We start from the raw sequence: 17,615 nt of genomic DNA, 5'->3' as shown, positions 1-17,615 counted from the left end.
GCGGTTATTAATATGAAAAAATATTTAGCATTAATTATGTTATTAACAATATCCTTAACAGGATGTGGATTTCACTTACAACATGAGACAGAAGTGCCAGAAAGTTTTAAAACGATGTCTTACATAAGTTATGACCCTTATGGCAGATTGTCTCGCAATATTAAAGAGTTATTACACGATAATGATGTGATAATAACGAATAATAATGCTTCAGGTCAGGTACCATTGTTAAAAATGGTAAGTGAAAATCTAAGTCGCAATACCATCTCGATTTATCAAGATGGTAAGGCAGCCGAATACCAATTAGTGTTAACGATTGAAGCACAAATTGTTATTGCTGGTCAACAGACTTATCCAATAAGCGTACGCGTGTTTAGAACGTTTTTTGATAATCCAGCTGAAGCTTTGGCTAAGACGGTTGAACAAGACTTAATTGAAAACGAAATGTTTAAACAAGCGGCTAAACAAGTCATCCGTAAACTAAAATCGATTCATGCAGTAAATTAACGTTGACATGATTAAAATTAGTGCCGATCAAATTAACAATAATGTGGGGGCTCCCTATTATTTAATTTTAGGTAGTGATCCCTATTTACAGCATTATGTGCAAACTGAGTTACGCAAATCCTTTTTACAAAAAGGATTTGATGAGCAACTTACTTTTGTAATTGATAATCAAACCGATTGGACAGCTATTTATGATAGCTGTCAGGCTATGAATCTATTTTCTGCAAATACTCTGATTTTTCTTGATTTTGGTGAGGGTTCATTAAACGCAGCTATCACTACCAAACTCAATACACTAAGTGAGGTTTTAACCCCTGGTATTGCGCTGGTTATTACACTTAACAAAATTACGAAATCGCAAGAAAACGCTACTTGGTATAAAGCTTTATCGGATAAATTGGTGGTTATCAATTGCACTACACCCGATACTTTACAGTTGCCACAATGGATCAAAAATCATTTGCAACAACAACAAATGACCATTGAACCAAAGGCAATTGAACTGCTTTGCTATTATTATGAAGGCAATTTACTGGCATTAACACAAATTATTGCACAACTTAAGTTGTTGTATCCTAATCAGAGCATTTCTTATGATGAAGTCGAAAATAATATAAATGATTCGGCAATATTTACACCATATCATTGGACTGATGCGATGATTGCCAATAAAACAAAACGAGCCATTCATATTTTACAACAGCTAAAAATAAATGAATTTGAGCCGTTAATTTTATTGCGGATTGTTCAACGTGAATTGATATTGATGATCAATTTAAAAAAAGGATTGCAACAAAAATCATTAAAACAAGTTTTCGATGAATATAAGGTTTGGCAAAATAAAAGAACGATATATACCAGTTATCTAAACCGTTGCGATATTAATGACCTATTTAATTTATTAGCCAAATTGACAGAGATCGAAATCAGTTTAAAGCATGATAACCAAGCACGAATATGGGACGCAATGTTTAATTTATCGATGCAATTTATGGGATTAGATAAATGTTAACTGCATTATTAGGAGGAACTTTTGATCCGATCCATTATGGACACCTTCGCCCTGCTATTTCGTTAGCAAATGAAGTCGGATTAAAGCAAATTGGTTTATTGCCTAATCATATCCCTCCTCATAAACCACAACCCGAAGCGAGTACTGAACAACGCTTGGCAATGTTAAAATTGGCTATCGAAGGTTTACCATTATTTGCGTTGAATGTAAGAGAGATCTTACCTGAAACTTCAACACGTCCTTCTTATACTATCGAAACGCTTCAAGCCTGGCGACAAGAAAATGGGAATAGTGAAGGATTGGCATTTATTATGGGACAAGATTCATTATTGAGTTTACCGACTTGGAGTAAATGGAAAACGCTGCTTGATTATTGCCATTTACTAATTTGCCGTAGACCAGGTTATGCCCAAAAAACTGATAACATTGAGTTACAACAATGGATTGATGTGCATAATACCACAAACGTTAAAGATCTACACAATTCACCACATGGTTATATCTTTTTTGCACATACGCCACTTGAAGATATTTCAGCTACTGAGATCAGGCAAAATATTAACAACCAGGCCAGTTGTGAAAATTTGTTACCACCCAAAGTGTGGCATTATATTCATCAGCAAGGCCTTTATACTGCAAAGAAATAGTAGAAAGGGCTTTACATCTGACAGTTTTTTCGGCATTATTTCGCCGCAGTGTTTATTTATTTTAAACTCAGCTTTTTGTGTTTATACTTAACTTTACTTTGTCATCGAATAAAATACTTTATAGATGTCATAAAAGCGCAACGCGATACCTTTGCACTATATGTGCTTAGACGAGGAAAGTTAGTTGAGTATATTTAATTTGTACTTATTATTAAGAGGCCCCAATGGCAAAAGAAGATAACATTGAAATGCAAGGAACCATACTTGATACTCTTCCAAATACGATGTTTCGTGTGGAACTTGAAAATGGTCATGTCGTTACTGCACATATTTCTGGTAAGATGCGTAAGAACTATATTCGTATTTTAACTGGTGATAAAGTTACTGTTGAAATGACACCTTACGATCTATCTAAAGCACGCATCATCTTCCGAAGTCGCTAATATCGTTATCAGAATAAACTTTTATCGCTATATAACTGTTTATTTCTCTCTTTTTTAATAAAAAAACCGTCGACAAAAGTCGACGGAGAAGTGAGGTATTTAAACTAAACTAGTGAGTTAATCATCTTTAGAAAAGTTCATTTGATCGTATTTAACCCATTTTGTTTTTTTAACTATTTTATAGCCAAAGTAAATCATTAAAAATAATGGTAAACCGATATAGGTTGCAATTACACTATTCCAATCAATAGAATCTTGTAGGAAGGCTTCGTAATTTTGACCAAGTGTTATAATTAAACATAATACGAAAGCAAAAACAGGGCCAAATGGGAAGCAGCTTGATTTATATGGTAATTGATTAACATCATGACCTTGCATAAGGTAACCCTTTCTAAAACGATAATGACTAATTGCAATTCCTAACCAAGCAATAAAACCAGTCATACCTGACATATTGAGCAACCACAAATAAACAACCTGATCTTTATACATCGACGTTAAGAAGCAAAGCATGGCTACAAACGTCGTTGCTAATAACGCTGCACGGGGTACACCTGATGATGATAATTTTGCAAAGATTTTAGGTGCTTTACCTTCTTTAGCAAGAGCATAAAGCATACGAGTTGAAGCATAAAGTCCTGAGTTACCCGCAGATAAAACTGAAGTCAGTATAACAGCATTCATTAATGCTGCAGCTGATAATAATCCTGCATGTTCAAATACTAGGGTAAATGGACTAACACTTATATCGGTCTCATCGTTACGTAGTAAATTAGGATCAGTATAGGGAATAATTAAACTGATGACTAAAATCGCAAAGATATAAAATAACAGTATTCGCCAAAAGACTTGCCGCATAGCTTTAGGAATATTTTTTTCTGGATCTTTTGATTCACCAGCTGCAATACCAATTAATTCTGTACCTTGAAATGAAAATCCAACTACCATTGCTACACCAATCATTGATGAAAATCCACCAGCAAAAGGCGCTTCTTTGATAGTCCAATTTTGCCAACCTGCACCTTCTGCACCATGGAAAATACCAATAATCATTAATAAACCAACAATAATAAAAACAATAACGGTGACAACTTTAATTAATGAAAACCAAAATTCAGCTTCACCAAAACCTTTAACTGAAATATAGTTTAAACAAAAGATGATACTTAAAAACAATAAACTCCATAACCAGCTATAAGGACCGGCATCAAACCAATAAGAAATAACTAGCTGAGCGGCAACTAGGTCAACCGCAACTGTAATTGCCCAGTTATACCAATAGTTCCAACCAATGGCAAAACCAAACGCTTCATCTACATAACGTGAACCATAAGTTGCAAAGGTGCCTGAAACAGGTAAATATGCAGCAAGTTCCCCTAAGCTAGTCATTAAAAAGTACACCATTACACCTATAATGGCATACGAAAGCAAAGCACCACCGGGACCTGCCTGAGCAACAGTTGCTCCTGAGGCAACAAATAGCCCTGTGCCAATTGAACCACCAATGGCGATCATAGCTAAGTGACGCGCCTTTAAATCTCGTTTTAATTTGTTTTTCATATCAATATTCTTCTTTGTTAAGGAGAGCCCATCTTATGGAGCATAAATTTTTATATTCCACATTATTTAACAACCAAATAGGCAGCTAAAAATTTATATTAATCATTACTGATAAATAAAATAGGTAAAAGTGTATCAAAAAAAAATGATGGCGAGATAAATAATTCTAATAATCGAACTGTTTTGTTAAATATATACAATACTTAACCTTTAGTTAGCTGTTCTAATTGAGTTAAATAATTCAGTGCTTGCGAACGGCTATTACCACACATTTCGATACAAGGTTTTAATCGACCACAAACTTTCGGTCTCGATGGGTGCAAGAACAATTTACATTGATAATTGTTATCTAAATGAATACAAGCAATACCAGCTGGTTTACCCTTAGGCATACATGGGATGGCTGATGAAATTGAAGGAGCAATACAACAGGCACCGCAGTTTTTTCGACATTGGAATGAATCTGTCATAGTGTTTTCTTTATTTTACACGCCTATTCAATAAATTTTGATGGTGACAATAGCAAGTTAGCGGTAAAATAGCGAGCTAATTTTTTAACTTTTTTTAATCGTGAAGAATAAATATTATGGCTAAAGCAAATGAAATAAAACGTGGTGATGCAGTCACCTATAATGGTAAATTATTACTTGTTAAAGATATTGATGTTCAAAGTCCAAGTGCACGGGGTGCCAGTACACTTTATAAAATGCGTTTTACCGATGTAAAAAATGGTGGAAAAGTTGAAGAACGTTTTAAAGGTGATGATATCCTCGAAACAATTGAACTATCCCGTCGACCTGTTAGTTTTTCGTATATTGATGGTGATGAATATGTATTTATGGATAATGAGGATTATACCCCTTATATCTTCAAAAAAGAGCAAATTGAAGATGAATTATTGTTTATCCCTGAAGGCGGTATGAATGGTATTCAAGTGCTAATGGCTGATGGTGAAGTTCTTGCCTTGGAATTGCCACAGACTGTTGAACTTGATATTGTTGAAACCTCGCCAAGTATTAAAGGAGCTTCAGCTAGTGCGCGAACTAAACCAGCTACTTTATCGACTGGGCTTGTAATTCAGGTTCCAGAATATATTGATAACCATGAAAGAGTTAAAATTCATATTGCTGAACGCCGTTACATGAGCCGTGCCGAATAACCAATAAAATCGTAATGAATATATATAATCAAAATAAACTACATAAACGATTGCGTCGCTTAACTGGCGAAGCAATCGCTGACTTTAATATGATCGAAGAAGGCGATCGTATTATGGTTTGCTTATCAGGCGGTAAAGATAGTTATACTTTGCTTGATATTCTTATCAACTTAAAAATCAGTGCACCAGTACATTTTGATCTAATAGCAGTTAACTTAGATCAAAAACAACCAGGATTTCCTGAACATGTATTGCCTGAATATTTAAATTCGTTAGGCATTGAATATAAAATCGTGCAAGAAAACACCTACGGTATTGTCAAGGATAAAATCCCTGAAGGTAAAACAACTTGCTCGCTTTGTTCACGGCTACGTCGTGGCATTTTATATCGCACAGCAACCGAACTTGGTGCAACAAAAATTGCCCTTGGCCATCATCGAGATGATATTTTAGAAACGCTATTTTTAAATATGTTTTATGGTGGCAAACTCAAAGCAATGCCGCCAAAGCTAATGAATGATTCAGGTGAACATATCATTATCCGACCACTAGCTTATTGCAAAGAAAAAGATATCGCCAGATACGCTGAAATTAAACAATTTCCGATTATTCCTTGTAATCTTTGTGGCTCACAACCCAACTTACAAAGGCAAGTAATTAAAGAAATGCTCAATGAATGGGATAAAAAGTTCCCCGGACGCATTGAAACCATGTTCCGAGCAACACAAAACATCACCCTATCCCATCTGTGTGATACCAATTTGTTTGATTTTAAAGGGATTAAAAAAGGTGATCTTTCTGTTAATGGTGGCGATATTGCTTTTGACCGCGAAGATATGGCAACAACCATCGGTTTTGATGCTTCAGAACTTGAAAAACAAGATATGATTTTATGGAAGGAAGCAAAATAGTGGCTTAATATACATATACTTTAACTTTTTCATCAATGCCATTAATGTGGCATTGATTTTTACATTTCCTAGAAATTTTAAATCCACAATAAAGTTAAACCAAACATTAAAATAAAAAGCCAATTTATTATGTTAACCATTTTAGCCAGCATTGGTTGACTATTTGTTTTTCTTGCACAAATTGCGAACTATTAACCGTGCTAGATTGTAATTGCAATGCTAATCTATGAATTTTGTTGCGCATATCGATATAGGCTTGTGTTAGCTGCTCTGCTTCTTGGCTATCCATTATTTGATAATTTGTCGCAAGTTCTAAAATCCGAACATTATCGCTCCACTTTGTCATTTTAGGATATTTATTAGCATAATTAAGCACAAGATATTGCGATATAAACTCAATATCTCCTATTCCTCCTTCATCAATTTTTAAGTTAAATAAATTGTTTTGAGTGCTACCTAGATGTACTCTCATTTTTTCACGCATTTCACGCACTTCTTTTTTTAATACAACTTCATCACGCTTTTTACAAAGTACATTATGACGAATTTGGTTAAAACGTTTTATTAATTCACCTTCTCCATATATAGCTCTTGCTCTGACTAATGCTTGATGCTCCCAAGTCCAAGCTTCATTCATTTGGTAATCTTCGAACGAATCTAAACTACAAGCAAGCAATCCTGCATCACCCTGAGGGCGAAGCCTTACATCGACTTCATATAAAATCCCAAAACTAGTACGAACATTAAATAGATGAATAATTCGCTGAACTAAACGCAAATAGAATTGACGACTATCTATCTGCTTATTGCCGTTAGTTATACTATTAACTGGACAATCATGTAAAAAAACCAAATCGAGATCCGAACCATAACCCAGTTCCCAACCGCCTAATTTACCATAGCCGATTACCACCAAGCCTTTATGATTATCAGCCAAATGCTCAGGCTTGCCATAGCGAGTAACCATTTGATTCCAAGCCATTTGTATGACAAAATCTAATAATGATTCAGCCACATAAGTTAGGTGATCACTGACCTTCATGGTAGTTAATACATGCTCAACATCGCAAGCAGCTATATGCAACAATTGCATCTGTTTAAATTGACGTAAAGCTTCAAGTTGTTGTTCTTCGTCATCAACTTCAATACGTAATAAATATTGATAAAGCTGGCTTTTATATTCATTTGGAGCAACAGTCTGATAAAGCGAATTGATATCAATAAGCTCATCTAATAATATAGGGTAATGAGCCAGCTGATCGCTAATCATTGGTGAAGCACTACATAAGCGAATCAATTGCTTCAAAGCAGTTGGATATTCAAGTAACAGTTCTAAATAAGTGGTACGACTAACAATATTAACAAGTAACGGCAAAATCCTTGATAGCACCATTGTTGCTTGCTTTTCGCTACAGACAGCTTCTAACAAACGTGGCATTAACTGATCGAGGATTTCACGCCCCCGTACGCCAATGGTACGTTTACCTATATCATCACGAAATTGCACTAGCATTTGGTAGATCTGCGTAACTTCTGTTTCTGAATAGGTAGGTAATATTGCACTAACATCGCTTATTTGAAGATCAGGCACCCAAAGATCGTCAAATTGATCGTTATAAGGCTTAGTCATTGAGGTAGATTCTGATTCGTTTTCGCCAATAAGTTCATTAAAAATTTGGCGGTTATGTTGCATCCGCACTAATAACGCTTGTTCAAAATCATGCCAATGATTAAAGCCCATGCTTATCGCTAAACGAGCTTGATCCAGTGCATTATTTGGCAAGGTTTGGGTCTGTTCGTCAGCAATAGCTTGTAGAAGATTTTCACAACGGCGTAAAAATAGGTAATTTTCTCGTAATAACGATACTTCATTCGATGCAAGTAGCGATTCTTGTTCAATCACATCAAGCGCATTTAATAGCGAACGAGTTTGCAACCCCACTACTCTTCCACCACGAATAAGCTGAAAAACTTGTACAATAAACTCTATTTCACGAATCCCACCAGCACCAAGCTTAATGTTATTTTTTAAACCACGACGACGCACTTCACGTTCAATCATGCTTTTCATATTACGCAATGATTGTAAAACACTAAAATCAATATAGCGACGATAAACAAATGGTTTTAACATTTGATAAAGCTCACTGACATAAGGAGATTGTTGATCACCAAGCACTTTAGCTTTAACCATTGCATAACGTTCCCAATCGCGCCCTTGTTCTTGATAGTAATCTTCCATAGCAGAAAAACTCAGCACCAAAGGTCCACCATCACCAAGTGGCCGCAAGCGCATATCAACGCGATAAACAAATCCATCTTCTGTAATTTGGTCTAACGCTTTGATCAAACGTTGTCCCAAACGTGTAAAGAATACAGCATTATCTAACTCTCTCCGCCCTCCTTGTGTTTGTCCATGTTCGGGATAGGTAAAAATCAAATCAATATCGGACGAGAAATTAAGTTCTCCACCACCTAATTTTCCCATACCTAAAATCAGCAGTGGCTGCGTCTGACCTTGAGCATTGTAAGGTGTCCCCCACTCTTTGCAACTAAGCTCATAAAGCCAATTACGAGCTGTAACAATTATCACCTCAGCTAGTTCACTTAATTGTAATAAAATCTGCTCATCATTACTGATATGAACTAGTTGAGACCATGCTAACCGGACTAAAATATAACGACGAAATTGCCTTAAAATCTTCATGAATTCAGTTTCATCTGAAACTGCTATTAATTTTTCATTTAACCAAGTTTGGTAATACTGTCTTTCATCTGCCTGTGGGGGATTTTGGCTGATTTCTGTTAGCCAGTTAGGAAATCGATAAAATGCATCTACCAAAAAATTACTTCGCACTAAAATATCTAGATTAGCTTGTATTTCGTTTGATTGACATTGTTTAAGTTGAGAGGCAACTTTTTGCTTTTGTTGTTCAAACAAAGAAGAAACTGGAAGGTTAAATTCTGACATAAGCAAGCTCTCTTAGAAATTTCTTCACAAAATAATATCAGCAAAATAAGAATATATTATAAGTAACTTTTGTAAGTTATATAGTATTTTATATACAAAATAAAAAAGTGTCGAAAATGATGAGATGATTTTTAATTGAGTATTGTTTTTAGGAATGATTCATAAAGAATATACAACTTCTTTAAACCCTTTATTTTATATTACCATAGGTGCAAAGTCTTTTTGGAGTAAAAAGACCTTTACTGGAGCTATATATAACCATATATCCTAATAAAAACCGTCATTATATTGTTGTATAGATAAAAAAATATCATACCGAAAAAAATAAAAATTTCAGGCAACAATTCTTGCAATTAATATAAGGCAACCTTGTCTATTATAGAACAATGCCTATTATAATTAATGTAAAAATGTTACCAATAAACTAATTTGTACAAATTTTATTCTGACTTTGACTCAACAAAACTGGATAAATTAACTTCTTTTCCAAAAAATGCTTTTGCTGTTTTACCAACAACTACCGAACCTATTGCACATAAAATAAGAAGAAATAATATAATATCTGTTATAACAATAACCATTATTTCGCTATCTGTTAATGAATCTGCAACCTCATCAAACCATTTCAGACAATATATATTGAAAAATAAAACAATTATTGCTGCCAACGATGTTAACACAAAAGCAATGACAGAACTTGAAATTAATGACTTCACCTGTAAATTATCATAAACAGTTTTAAATTGTTTTCGCAAAACAAAATAACCAATCGTATTTACAATCAATAAAAAAACTGAATAAAAAATAATAGTTCTAATATGGTATTCAAGGGGACCTATAGAATCCAGAGGATCTTTAGGAACAAAAAAGAAATTTAAGCAAAATAAGACAATAGATAGATAATAGAAATTAAATAATAGAATAAATAAAGATAAATGAGTTTTTTGACTATTGTCCGAGGATAATACAATCATATCTGACTCTGTTACGAAAGCTGTTCGCAGTAGTTTTATCCCTAAATAAATCGCCATTATTATCCAAATATAACAAGCTAATCTAAATATGCCTATATAGAGGCTTTCTATATAAGTAAAATAATATGGCACTATAGCATAATATAAAAATCCAAGAACCTGTCGCTCAAATATCACCTGATAACCATTGATACCTATTATTATAAAAAAAACAATTAAAAACACACAAAGCAGATTCTTTTTATTGACTCGATAGACCGAATTCTTGTGCAAGATTATGGCTGAAGTAATAAAAATTAAAACCAGATTTGCTAACTGATTAAAAGTATTAGGCAAAACTATATGAATAATTAATGATAAGAAAGAATCGTCCCAAATATATGGGTTAACCTTTGCATAGCTAAAAACCATATTCTCAACAAGAAGTTCTCGTCCAACTAAAAAAGCGCTATCTAGCACCCCATAAAACAGCAAAAACAAGAACGGTAATTTAAAAAAAGAAAGCTTCATTATTTTACTTTTTATTTCATTGATTAATAGTCATATTTGCGATCAACATAAGCCTGAACTTTGTATTAATCTCACTAAAAGCAAATTCTTTTACAGAGTTAATAGTCAATAATGCCATTTGCCATTGTGTAAATTCAGGCTCAAAAGGAAGATTTTTATCTATTAGAATATAATTTATTTGGTTTAGTGTTTGTTTATATAACTCTAAATCATTAACTTCTAATGCATATTCTTCATTTTGTTGCCAAAATCTTAACAGGCTTGCTAGATCTTGATGGGCTTGAAAATCAAATTGACAAGTTTTAAGTGATGTATTTTTCAGTAAACAATAGCCCCTAGCAGCTTTACTTTGTGAAAAAAGATGCAAATGGAAACGGCTTAATTCAAGAGCAAAATTAAACAGGTCTTGTTTATTACCTTGTTTGAGTTCTAATTCGACTTCTTGAATGATTTTAACTTTTTTGTTTGACTTAATTTCCCCTTGGTCTAGTGCTACCTCAATTTCGCTACTCGCAAAAGAAATTAACCAAGTTTGCCTTTTGAAATCAGTACTGAACAATGGTAATAAATCTCGTTGTAACCGCTCAATATCGCAATTATAGGGTAATGCCATATGTGGTAATACAGCTAAATTGGGTTCTGAATTAGGTAAGTCAACATTAAATTCAGCACGCTCATGTAATCCAGACACAGACTTGCTATCTCGCTTTAAGGTGATTTCAAACTCTTTTTCGTGATCACTTTCGCATTCCCTTACTCGCAATCCACACTGATTATTACGTAGGTAATAATCGCTTGTGTCATAATAGGTACTAGTCAAATTGAGTTTTGTAGAACTGTTTTTTGCTGGTGATATCGTTAAAAATTCAACTTCGTCGCTATCAGCCCATTGATCTAGAAAATATCTTAAATTAGCAATATCACTAGTATTAATTTCAAACTTTAATTCGATTTCATTACTCATTCATCTACTATTTTTTCGCTATTTTTAACATAATCAACGATAAATCTACTTCATACATCATAGCGAATCACCGTTAATCAACAATATGACAAATTATTTTACAACACGAAATGGATTAGGTTTTGATTTAGATTGTTTAGGTTGTGAGGGCAAAGATTCGCTCTGTATACGATATTGTGGCTCATCTTCAAATCCCATACCAACACCGTTTTCACGAGCATAAATCGCCTCAATCGCTGCCATTGGTACAACAATATGTTGTGGCACACCAGAAAAGCGAGCATTAAATTCAATTTGTTCGTTAGTAGCCAAATATTGGCCAACGGATTGTGGGGCTATATTGAGTATAATTTGATTGTTTTGGATAAATTCTTGTGGCACTAACACACCATATACTGATGTATTAACCACAATATAAGGCGTCAATTCATTATCCAAAATCCAGTCATAAAAAGCCCTAAATAGATAAGGGCGACGTGGCGTCATTTGTTCAAGTTCCATCAAGGCTACCTTGGCTAAAATTATCGTAAATAAAGATAAATTTAATTGTTTATGATCTTATCTTTTTTTCTGCTTCAGTTAATGAATTAATAAAAGCAGGGCGTTCAAAAATTCTCGCCATATAGGCTAAATAATTCTTTTCGGCTACTTTTGGTAATTCAATACCAAGCAATGGCAAACGCCAAAGTAACGGCGCAAAGTAACAATCACATAATGTAAAATCATCACTCATAAAATAATCTTTTTCTTTAAACATAACCGAAACTGAAACAAGATCATCAAGAAGGTTTTTTCGTGCTGTTTTAGCCGCATCACTATTAGGATCAGTAATAATTGTTTCGTATGCACTATACCACTCTTTTTTAATACGGTACATTGTTAATCGTGAATTAGCGCGAACGATAGGATAAACAGGCATTAATGGTGGGTGCGGAAAGCGTTCATCCAAATATTCTAACGCAATATGTGGTTCATATAACGTAAGGTCACGATCAATTAAAGTTGGAATTGAACTATATGGATTAAGATCCAATAATTCCTGAGGTAAATTATCTGCCGTTACAAACTCTATTTCCGCAGTTACCCCTTTTTCTGCCAGAACAAAACGAATCTGATGCCCGTAAATATCTGTTGTATCACAAAATAATGTCATTACAGAACGTTTATTAACAGCAACAACCATATCCACTCCAAATTTATAAAATTAAAATAAGTCTAGTTGCCGTCTATTCTAACAAATTGGATAACAAAATTGTTAAAAAAAAATAAATTTTCTTTAATTCTTTTCCTCAAGCCCTAATTTTGACAAGCAGTTTCATAAAACATGTGCTTAAGTATAGGATTTATTAAATTAGTTAACCTAATAATATTAAATAATATTTATTTCCTAAATAATCTTAATTCTTAAAAATATTTAACCTACGTAGTTTAACTTTTTAATTAACCAAATCAGCATAAAAAAACCCAGCATTTGCTGGGTTTTGAAACAAAATTGTAACGTTTTTGTAATATTGCTGCTAACGTTTGCTGAATTGAGGACGACGACGAGCTTTGCGTAGACCCACTTTTTTACGTTCAACTTGACGTGCATCACGAGTAACAAAACCTGCTTGACGTAACGCAGAACGTAAAGTTTCATCATATTCCATTAACGCACGAGTAATACCGTGACGAATCGCACCAGCCTGACCTGAAATACCACCACCTTTAACAGTGATATAAAGATCAAGTTTGTCAGTCATCTCAACTAACTCTAACGGTTGCATAACAACCATACGAGCTGTATCACGACCAAAGTATTGCTCTAAAGAACGCTTGTTAATAACGATGTTACCACTACCTGGTTTGATAAATACACGAGCAGCAGAACTTTTGCGGCGACCTGTACCGTAATATTGATTATCAGCCATCTTTTATCCCCTTAAATATCTAGTACTTGCGGTTGTTGTGCCGCATGATTGTGCTCACTACCAGCATAAACTTTTAGTTTACGGTACATTGCACGACCAAGAGGACCTTTCGGTAACATGCCTTTTACAGCAATTTCGATGACTTGTTCAGGATGACGTTCAATCATCTCTTTAAAAGTCGCTTCTTTAAGTCCACCGATGTAGCCAGTATGACGATAATAGATCTTATCAGTGCGTTTTTTGCCTGTTACAGCAACTTTTTCTGCATTGATAACGATAATATAATCACCTGTATCAACATGTGGTGTGTATTCTGCTTTGTGTTTACCACGCAAACGGCTTGCGATTTCAGTAGCTAAACGACCTAACGTTTTACCAGCTGCATCAACAACATACCAGTCGCGTTTAACTGTTTCTGGTTTAGCTGAAAAAGTACTCATTCGTAATTATCCAATTTTTAATTAATCTCACGTTAATAAATTATTTGATTTATTTACACTTTTTGATTGTTACCATTAATTAACTCACCCCTTCGAGCGGTTATACTAATATTGACAACCGAAAACAACGTTGGGAAGAACGTTGTCGTAACGTGGGTGGCAATATTATACAGAAATTTTATAAAAGCGCTAGAGTAAAAATAAAAAATCATAGCGAGAAGGAATGCTTACTGATAAACTAAAATCAACATTAAATAACAAAATATTTAAATAAATGAACAATACAATTCAACTTTCAATAGAAGATTATATTAGCAAAGGTTTGCACCGAAAATGTTATCGTCATCCAAATGATCCCAATAAGTGTATCAAAGTGAATTATAATGTTGGTGCTGAAGATGAGACTAATCGAGAAATTTCTTATTATAAACATCTAATTAGACGTAATGTTTCATTCGATGCAATAGCAAAATATTACGGTCCAGTTTCAACCAATTATGGCAAAGGCCATGTTTTCCAACTCATCCGAGATTATACCGGTGAAATAGCTATACCACTTGAAAAATACCTCGCTGATACAAAATTAACTAAGCAATATTATGATGATTTAGTTACTTCATTAAGAAATTTGAAATCAACCCTATTAAAAGATCGTATTATTACAATGACAATAAAAAGCAAAAATATTTTGTTTCAGCACTTAAGTGCAGATAACAGTCGCTTAATTATTATCGATAATATCGGTAATTCAACTCTTATTCCTATTGCCAATTACATTCCTTTTTTTGCTAAAGCCAAAATTGAACGAACTTGGCAACGTTTTTTAACATCCATTATTAAAGAAAATAGCAACAACAAATTAATCACTCGTTTAGTTGACGAAGTGAATCAGTAATCCTCAATTGTGCAATAGCACCTTTTACATTATTAGGTCTATTTTTTAAGGTAAATAGACCTTGATGTAATTTAGCAATACGGTTGACTATACTTAAACCAAGCCCAATACCATTATGCTTGCGATCCATACGAAAAAAGGCTTGAGTCAGTTTTTCGCTTTTAGACTCATCAATGCCATTACCTTCATCTTCTACAGTAATAATGATATCTTTTTTAATTTTGTAACAGCTTACCACAATTTTAGTGTTCTCAGGACTGTAGCGATAACTATTTTCAACTAAATTACGTACTAATAGTCTTATTAAGGTTGCATCACCATTAAAAATAAGATCTTTATCAGTCAAATACCATTCGAGCTGTTGCTGTTTTTGTGAAGTCAATTCTGTTAGTTCATCAGACAGCGGAATCATAATATCATTATAAAAATTAATATGTTGATACTGTCCTACAGTAAACTTTTGACTAGCTCGAGCAAGCATTAATAGCTGTTCTACAGTACTGACTAATCGATCTATACGATCAATTAACTCTGTGCAATCAATGTTATTGTTATTTTCTAACAATTCTAGATGTAAACGAATGCCTGCTAAAGGTGTCCTCATTTCATGCGCTACGTCGGAGGTAAAAAGACGTTCTTGAGATAATGTTGTACTCAGCCTAATAAAAAGATTATTCAATACAGATGTAATCGATTTAATTTCACGCATATTGCTAATTGGCGCAATGGGTTTTAGGTTCTCTTCAGTACGTTGATTAAGATCTTTCTCTAAAATTTCCAACGGTTTTGTGATCCACCTGATCGCTTTATACGCTAAAAATAGTGTTACTGCCATCATAGAAAAGGCTGAACAAAACAAAACAAAAATCGCTTCTAATTCTTCTTCTTCAACAACCTCATCAATTTTATTTTGACTTAGAGTCAAATTAACCAATACATCTATTTGTTCTTTACTTTCATGCCATAACCAAAGGACAGTAATAATCTGACAAACCAACATGATAGAACCCAAAGTAAAAAATAGGTTCCAACGAATACTGTGGCGTATATTACTAAGTGATTCTGAAATCATAATTTAATTATCTAATTTAAATTAATCGAGTTATCAACATCCATCATTAAGTTGATAACCATAACCTCGTACTGTACGAATAAAATTTTTACCCAATTTATTACGTAATCCGTGAATATACACTTCCAAAACATTTGAGCTAGGGTCACTCTGCCAATCATAAAGATCATTTTGCAATAAATCACGGTGGACCTTTTCGCCAGCTTTTAGCATTAATCGAGATAATACAATAAACTCTTTTGGTGTTAACACTACTTCTTGGTTATTAACAGTCACTTTTTGTTGTTTTATATCAATATTAATAGGACCATAACTGATAAAATTATCTGCGGTACCTTGATCTCGACGAATTAACGCTCTTACTCTAGCTAATAATTCAGTTAAAGCAAAAGGTTTAATCAAATAATCATCGGCACCATTATCTAAACCATCGACTCTATCTTCTATGGTATCGCGTGCAGTTAAAATCAAAACTGGCGTTGAAATATGATTTTTTCGCCAGCGAATCAGTAAGTCAAGTCCATCACAATCAGGTAATCCTAAATCGAGTATAATTAAACTAAACTGCCCAAATTGAATATAATCTTCAGCTTGTTTACCATTTGTAGCAACTTCACAAACATAACCATTTGACGTTATACCATCGTATAAACCTTTCTGTAGCAAGCTATCATCTTCAACAATTAATATTTTCATTGATGATTTACCTTAATATAAATGTTGGAATCACTAAGAATTCTCAATCGTATAATTATCAGTAATTATATACTTCACGTTACATATCTAAAGCTATTAATTGCGCTCAATAAGAACATACTTATTAAGAAACTTGTTAATACTTATCCAATTTTTATTAATTAAATACGCCGATAATATACTTAAAATAAATCCGACAATAATATCTAATGGCCAATGAATCCCTAGATATATACGACTCCAACATACAAGTACAGCAATTAAAGCCAATAAATATAGATCTGTTCTAAAGCGATATGCATTATCAAAAAAACAGCAAAAAACATCGTCCACACAAATACCGCATGTTGGCTCGGTAAAGAACTTGTTTTGTCATGAAAAAGATAATTAGTACCAACTTCAACCACAAAAGGGCGTGGAGAATAAAAACAATAACGAATAACAAAAGTAACTAATAATGCTAACCCTAAACTAAATACTATTTTTAAAATTAATTGCCTATAAATAGGCCGAATACACCAACCGATTACCATAATAATAACAGGTAGGTAAACCAAATAGTTAGCACAAAAATAGCAAAAAAGACAAATGATTTAGATGCATGATCTGAAGCGTTTATTAATAAAAAAATTTGCGTATTAAAATCATGCCACATAAGCTATCTCTCTAGATTCACCCAAATTATTAATAATTTAACGTATAAACCTTAAGAGAACCTTAATATAAACTTATTCAGTAATCAGATAAATGTAAAATTTGATGTACTTTTAGATTTAAATTCGTCATTTAAATAAAGTGTAGGAAAACGCAGAGTTTTTTACACTTCATGGTTAAAATAATCCTCTAAAAACTCATAAGGCGTTTTTGGAATGGCAACACATTTTCAAACAAAAAAATTAAGGGGTAAGTGTTTTTTAAATTCAACGGGAGGCAAGTAGCCTAAC

Annotated in this window: 20 protein-coding genes; 7 read left to right on the top strand and 13 right to left on the bottom strand. The window is 33.5% G+C overall.

Features of this window, described 5'->3' with window-relative positions:
• Positions 1-12: 12 nt before the first annotated feature.
• The 4 genes from lptE (at position 13) to infA (ending at position 2,609) form a co-directional block, all read left to right on the top strand.
• Complete coding sequence (gene lptE / locus ACGH6Q_RS07345) at positions 13-507, top strand: LPS assembly lipoprotein LptE (RefSeq protein ID WP_085165355.1); 495 nt, start codon at positions 13-15, stop codon at positions 505-507.
• Positions 508-514: 7 nt separating this feature from the next.
• On the top strand, positions 515-1,519 hold the full coding sequence (gene holA / locus ACGH6Q_RS07340) for a DNA polymerase III subunit delta (protein ID WP_296318006.1): 1,005 nt from the start codon (positions 515-517) through the stop codon (positions 1,517-1,519).
• Entirely contained in the window at positions 1,513-2,166 is a 654-nt protein-coding gene (gene nadD / locus ACGH6Q_RS07335) for a nicotinate-nucleotide adenylyltransferase (RefSeq protein WP_085165351.1), read from the top strand. The genes holA and nadD overlap by 7 nt, the downstream gene beginning before the upstream one ends.
• A 224-nt stretch (positions 2,167-2,390) precedes the next feature.
• Positions 2,391-2,609, top strand: coding sequence for a translation initiation factor IF-1 (gene infA / locus ACGH6Q_RS07330; protein ID WP_025315083.1), 219 nt, complete (start codon positions 2,391-2,393; stop codon positions 2,607-2,609).
• Between the two features lie 117 nt (positions 2,610-2,726).
• Here infA and ACGH6Q_RS07325 read toward each other — a convergent pair whose 3' ends face one another.
• A complete protein-coding gene (locus ACGH6Q_RS07325; RefSeq protein ID WP_065590993.1) occupies positions 2,727-4,169 on the bottom strand; it encodes an amino acid permease in 1,443 nt (480 codons plus the stop codon).
• A 203-nt stretch (positions 4,170-4,372) separates the two neighbouring features.
• The gene (locus tag ACGH6Q_RS07320; protein ID WP_296300813.1) at positions 4,373-4,639 is read right to left on the bottom strand and encodes a hypothetical protein; all 267 of its coding nucleotides are present in this window, start codon (positions 4,637-4,639) and stop codon (positions 4,373-4,375) included.
• Between the two features lie 116 nt (positions 4,640-4,755).
• Here ACGH6Q_RS07320 and yeiP point away from each other — a divergent pair, with 116 nt between their 5' ends.
• Together yeiP and ttcA are read left to right on the top strand one after the other, a co-directional pair.
• Positions 4,756-5,328, top strand: coding sequence for an elongation factor P-like protein YeiP (yeiP, locus tag ACGH6Q_RS07315; RefSeq protein ID WP_065574609.1), 573 nt, complete (start codon positions 4,756-4,758; stop codon positions 5,326-5,328).
• Positions 5,329-5,342: 14 nt separating this feature from the next.
• Positions 5,343-6,239 (top strand): tRNA 2-thiocytidine(32) synthetase TtcA, encoded by an 897-nt coding sequence (ttcA, locus tag ACGH6Q_RS07310; RefSeq protein ID WP_174798495.1) that lies wholly within the window; start codon positions 5,343-5,345, stop codon positions 6,237-6,239.
• A gap of 127 nt (positions 6,240-6,366) precedes the next feature.
• Here ttcA and glnE read toward each other — a convergent pair whose 3' ends face one another.
• The 7 genes from glnE to rplM form a co-directional block, all read right to left on the bottom strand.
• Positions 6,367-9,210: a bifunctional [glutamate--ammonia ligase]-adenylyl-L-tyrosine phosphorylase/[glutamate--ammonia-ligase] adenylyltransferase gene (gene glnE, locus ACGH6Q_RS07305; RefSeq protein WP_411592495.1), complete on the bottom strand. Its 2,844-nt coding sequence runs from the start codon at positions 9,208-9,210 to the stop codon at positions 6,367-6,369.
• Positions 9,211-9,650: 440 nt separating this feature from the next.
• Positions 9,651-10,694 (bottom strand): hypothetical protein, encoded by a 1,044-nt coding sequence (locus ACGH6Q_RS07300; RefSeq protein WP_411592494.1) that lies wholly within the window; start codon positions 10,692-10,694, stop codon positions 9,651-9,653.
• 16 nt (positions 10,695-10,710) lie between these two features.
• Positions 10,711-11,658 carry an inorganic triphosphatase gene (locus ACGH6Q_RS07295; RefSeq protein ID WP_174798526.1) on the bottom strand — a complete coding sequence of 316 codons (948 nt, stop codon included), beginning with the start codon at positions 11,656-11,658 and terminating at the stop codon, positions 10,711-10,713.
• A gap of 93 nt (positions 11,659-11,751) precedes the next feature.
• A complete protein-coding gene (locus ACGH6Q_RS07290; RefSeq protein WP_411592492.1) occupies positions 11,752-12,159 on the bottom strand; it encodes a ClpXP protease specificity-enhancing factor in 408 nt (135 codons plus the stop codon).
• 49 nt (positions 12,160-12,208) lie between these two features.
• Positions 12,209-12,841, bottom strand: coding sequence for a glutathione S-transferase N-terminal domain-containing protein (locus ACGH6Q_RS07285; protein ID WP_297225167.1), 633 nt, complete (start codon positions 12,839-12,841; stop codon positions 12,209-12,211).
• A 334-nt stretch (positions 12,842-13,175) separates the two neighbouring features.
• Positions 13,176-13,568, bottom strand: a complete 393-nt coding sequence (gene rpsI / locus ACGH6Q_RS07280) for a 30S ribosomal protein S9 (RefSeq protein ID WP_034915459.1) — start codon at positions 13,566-13,568, stop codon at positions 13,176-13,178.
• 11 nt (positions 13,569-13,579) lie between these two features.
• Positions 13,580-14,008: a 50S ribosomal protein L13 gene (gene rplM / locus ACGH6Q_RS07275; RefSeq protein ID WP_034901369.1), complete on the bottom strand. Its 429-nt coding sequence runs from the start codon at positions 14,006-14,008 to the stop codon at positions 13,580-13,582.
• A gap of 274 nt (positions 14,009-14,282) precedes the next feature.
• Here rplM and ACGH6Q_RS07270 point away from each other — a divergent pair, with 274 nt between their 5' ends.
• The gene (locus tag ACGH6Q_RS07270) at positions 14,283-14,903 is read left to right on the top strand and encodes a YrbL family protein (protein WP_085165835.1); all 621 of its coding nucleotides are present in this window, start codon (positions 14,283-14,285) and stop codon (positions 14,901-14,903) included.
• Here ACGH6Q_RS07270 and pmrB read toward each other — a convergent pair.
• The 4 genes from pmrB to ACGH6Q_RS07250 form a co-directional block, all read right to left on the bottom strand.
• Positions 14,872-15,975, bottom strand: a complete 1,104-nt coding sequence (pmrB, locus tag ACGH6Q_RS07265) for a two-component system sensor histidine kinase PmrB (protein ID WP_174798530.1) — start codon at positions 15,973-15,975, stop codon at positions 14,872-14,874. The two genes, ACGH6Q_RS07270 and pmrB, sit on opposite strands and share 32 nt — an antisense overlap.
• A 33-nt stretch (positions 15,976-16,008) precedes the next feature.
• Complete coding sequence (gene pmrA / locus ACGH6Q_RS07260) at positions 16,009-16,671, bottom strand: two-component system response regulator PmrA (protein ID WP_174798531.1); 663 nt, start codon at positions 16,669-16,671, stop codon at positions 16,009-16,011.
• Between the two features lie 96 nt (positions 16,672-16,767).
• A complete protein-coding gene (locus ACGH6Q_RS07255; protein ID WP_363319033.1) occupies positions 16,768-17,004 on the bottom strand; it encodes a phosphatase PAP2 family protein in 237 nt (78 codons plus the stop codon).
• Positions 16,932-17,204: a phosphatase PAP2 family protein gene (locus tag ACGH6Q_RS07250; protein ID WP_238786395.1), complete on the bottom strand. Its 273-nt coding sequence runs from the start codon at positions 17,202-17,204 to the stop codon at positions 16,932-16,934. The genes ACGH6Q_RS07255 and ACGH6Q_RS07250 overlap by 73 nt, the downstream gene beginning before the upstream one ends.
• Positions 17,205-17,615: the final 411 nt, after the last annotated feature.

The sequence above is a fragment of the Gilliamella sp. BG2 genome, from assembly GCF_046635645.1.
GTDB lineage: Bacteria > Pseudomonadota > Gammaproteobacteria > Enterobacterales > Orbaceae > Gilliamella > Gilliamella bombi.
The sequence above is the reverse complement of the archived record's forward strand: the minus strand, read 5'-3'. Positions and strand labels throughout refer to the sequence as shown.

Excerpts from the sequence above, each read along its gene's own strand:
- nadD (WP_085165351.1), top strand. The coding sequence starts at position 1,513 with ATGTTAACTGCATTATTAGGAGGAACTTTTGATCCGATCCATTATGGA.
- ACGH6Q_RS07250 (WP_238786395.1), bottom strand. The coding sequence starts at position 17,204 with ATGGTAATCGGTTGGTGTATTCGGCCTATTTATAGGCAATTAATTTTA.
- rplM (WP_034901369.1), bottom strand. The coding sequence starts at position 14,008 with ATGAGTACTTTTTCAGCTAAACCAGAAACAGTTAAACGCGACTGGTAT.
- ACGH6Q_RS07285 (WP_297225167.1), bottom strand. The coding sequence starts at position 12,841 with ATGGTTGTTGCTGTTAATAAACGTTCTGTAATGACATTATTTTGTGAT.
- ttcA (WP_174798495.1), top strand. The coding sequence starts at position 5,343 with ATGAATATATATAATCAAAATAAACTACATAAACGATTGCGTCGCTTA.
- ACGH6Q_RS07295 (WP_174798526.1), bottom strand. The coding sequence starts at position 11,658 with ATGAGTAATGAAATCGAATTAAAGTTTGAAATTAATACTAGTGATATT.
- pmrB (WP_174798530.1), bottom strand. The coding sequence starts at position 15,975 with ATGATTTCAGAATCACTTAGTAATATACGCCACAGTATTCGTTGGAAC.
- rpsI (WP_034915459.1), bottom strand. The coding sequence starts at position 13,568 with ATGGCTGATAATCAATATTACGGTACAGGTCGCCGCAAAAGTTCTGCT.
- lptE (WP_085165355.1), top strand. The coding sequence starts at position 13 with ATGAAAAAATATTTAGCATTAATTATGTTATTAACAATATCCTTAACA.
- ACGH6Q_RS07290 (WP_411592492.1), bottom strand. The coding sequence starts at position 12,159 with ATGGAACTTGAACAAATGACGCCACGTCGCCCTTATCTATTTAGGGCT.
- glnE (WP_411592495.1), bottom strand. The coding sequence starts at position 9,210 with ATGTCAGAATTTAACCTTCCAGTTTCTTCTTTGTTTGAACAACAAAAG.
- holA (WP_296318006.1), top strand. The coding sequence starts at position 515 with ATGATTAAAATTAGTGCCGATCAAATTAACAATAATGTGGGGGCTCCC.
- pmrA (WP_174798531.1), bottom strand. The coding sequence starts at position 16,671 with ATGAAAATATTAATTGTTGAAGATGATAGCTTGCTACAGAAAGGTTTA.
- ACGH6Q_RS07300 (WP_411592494.1), bottom strand. The coding sequence starts at position 10,694 with ATGAAGCTTTCTTTTTTTAAATTACCGTTCTTGTTTTTGCTGTTTTAT.
- infA (WP_025315083.1), top strand. The coding sequence starts at position 2,391 with ATGGCAAAAGAAGATAACATTGAAATGCAAGGAACCATACTTGATACT.
- ACGH6Q_RS07270 (WP_085165835.1), top strand. The coding sequence starts at position 14,283 with ATGAACAATACAATTCAACTTTCAATAGAAGATTATATTAGCAAAGGT.
- ACGH6Q_RS07325 (WP_065590993.1), bottom strand. The coding sequence starts at position 4,169 with ATGAAAAACAAATTAAAACGAGATTTAAAGGCGCGTCACTTAGCTATG.
- yeiP (WP_065574609.1), top strand. The coding sequence starts at position 4,756 with ATGGCTAAAGCAAATGAAATAAAACGTGGTGATGCAGTCACCTATAAT.
- ACGH6Q_RS07320 (WP_296300813.1), bottom strand. The coding sequence starts at position 4,639 with ATGACAGATTCATTCCAATGTCGAAAAAACTGCGGTGCCTGTTGTATT.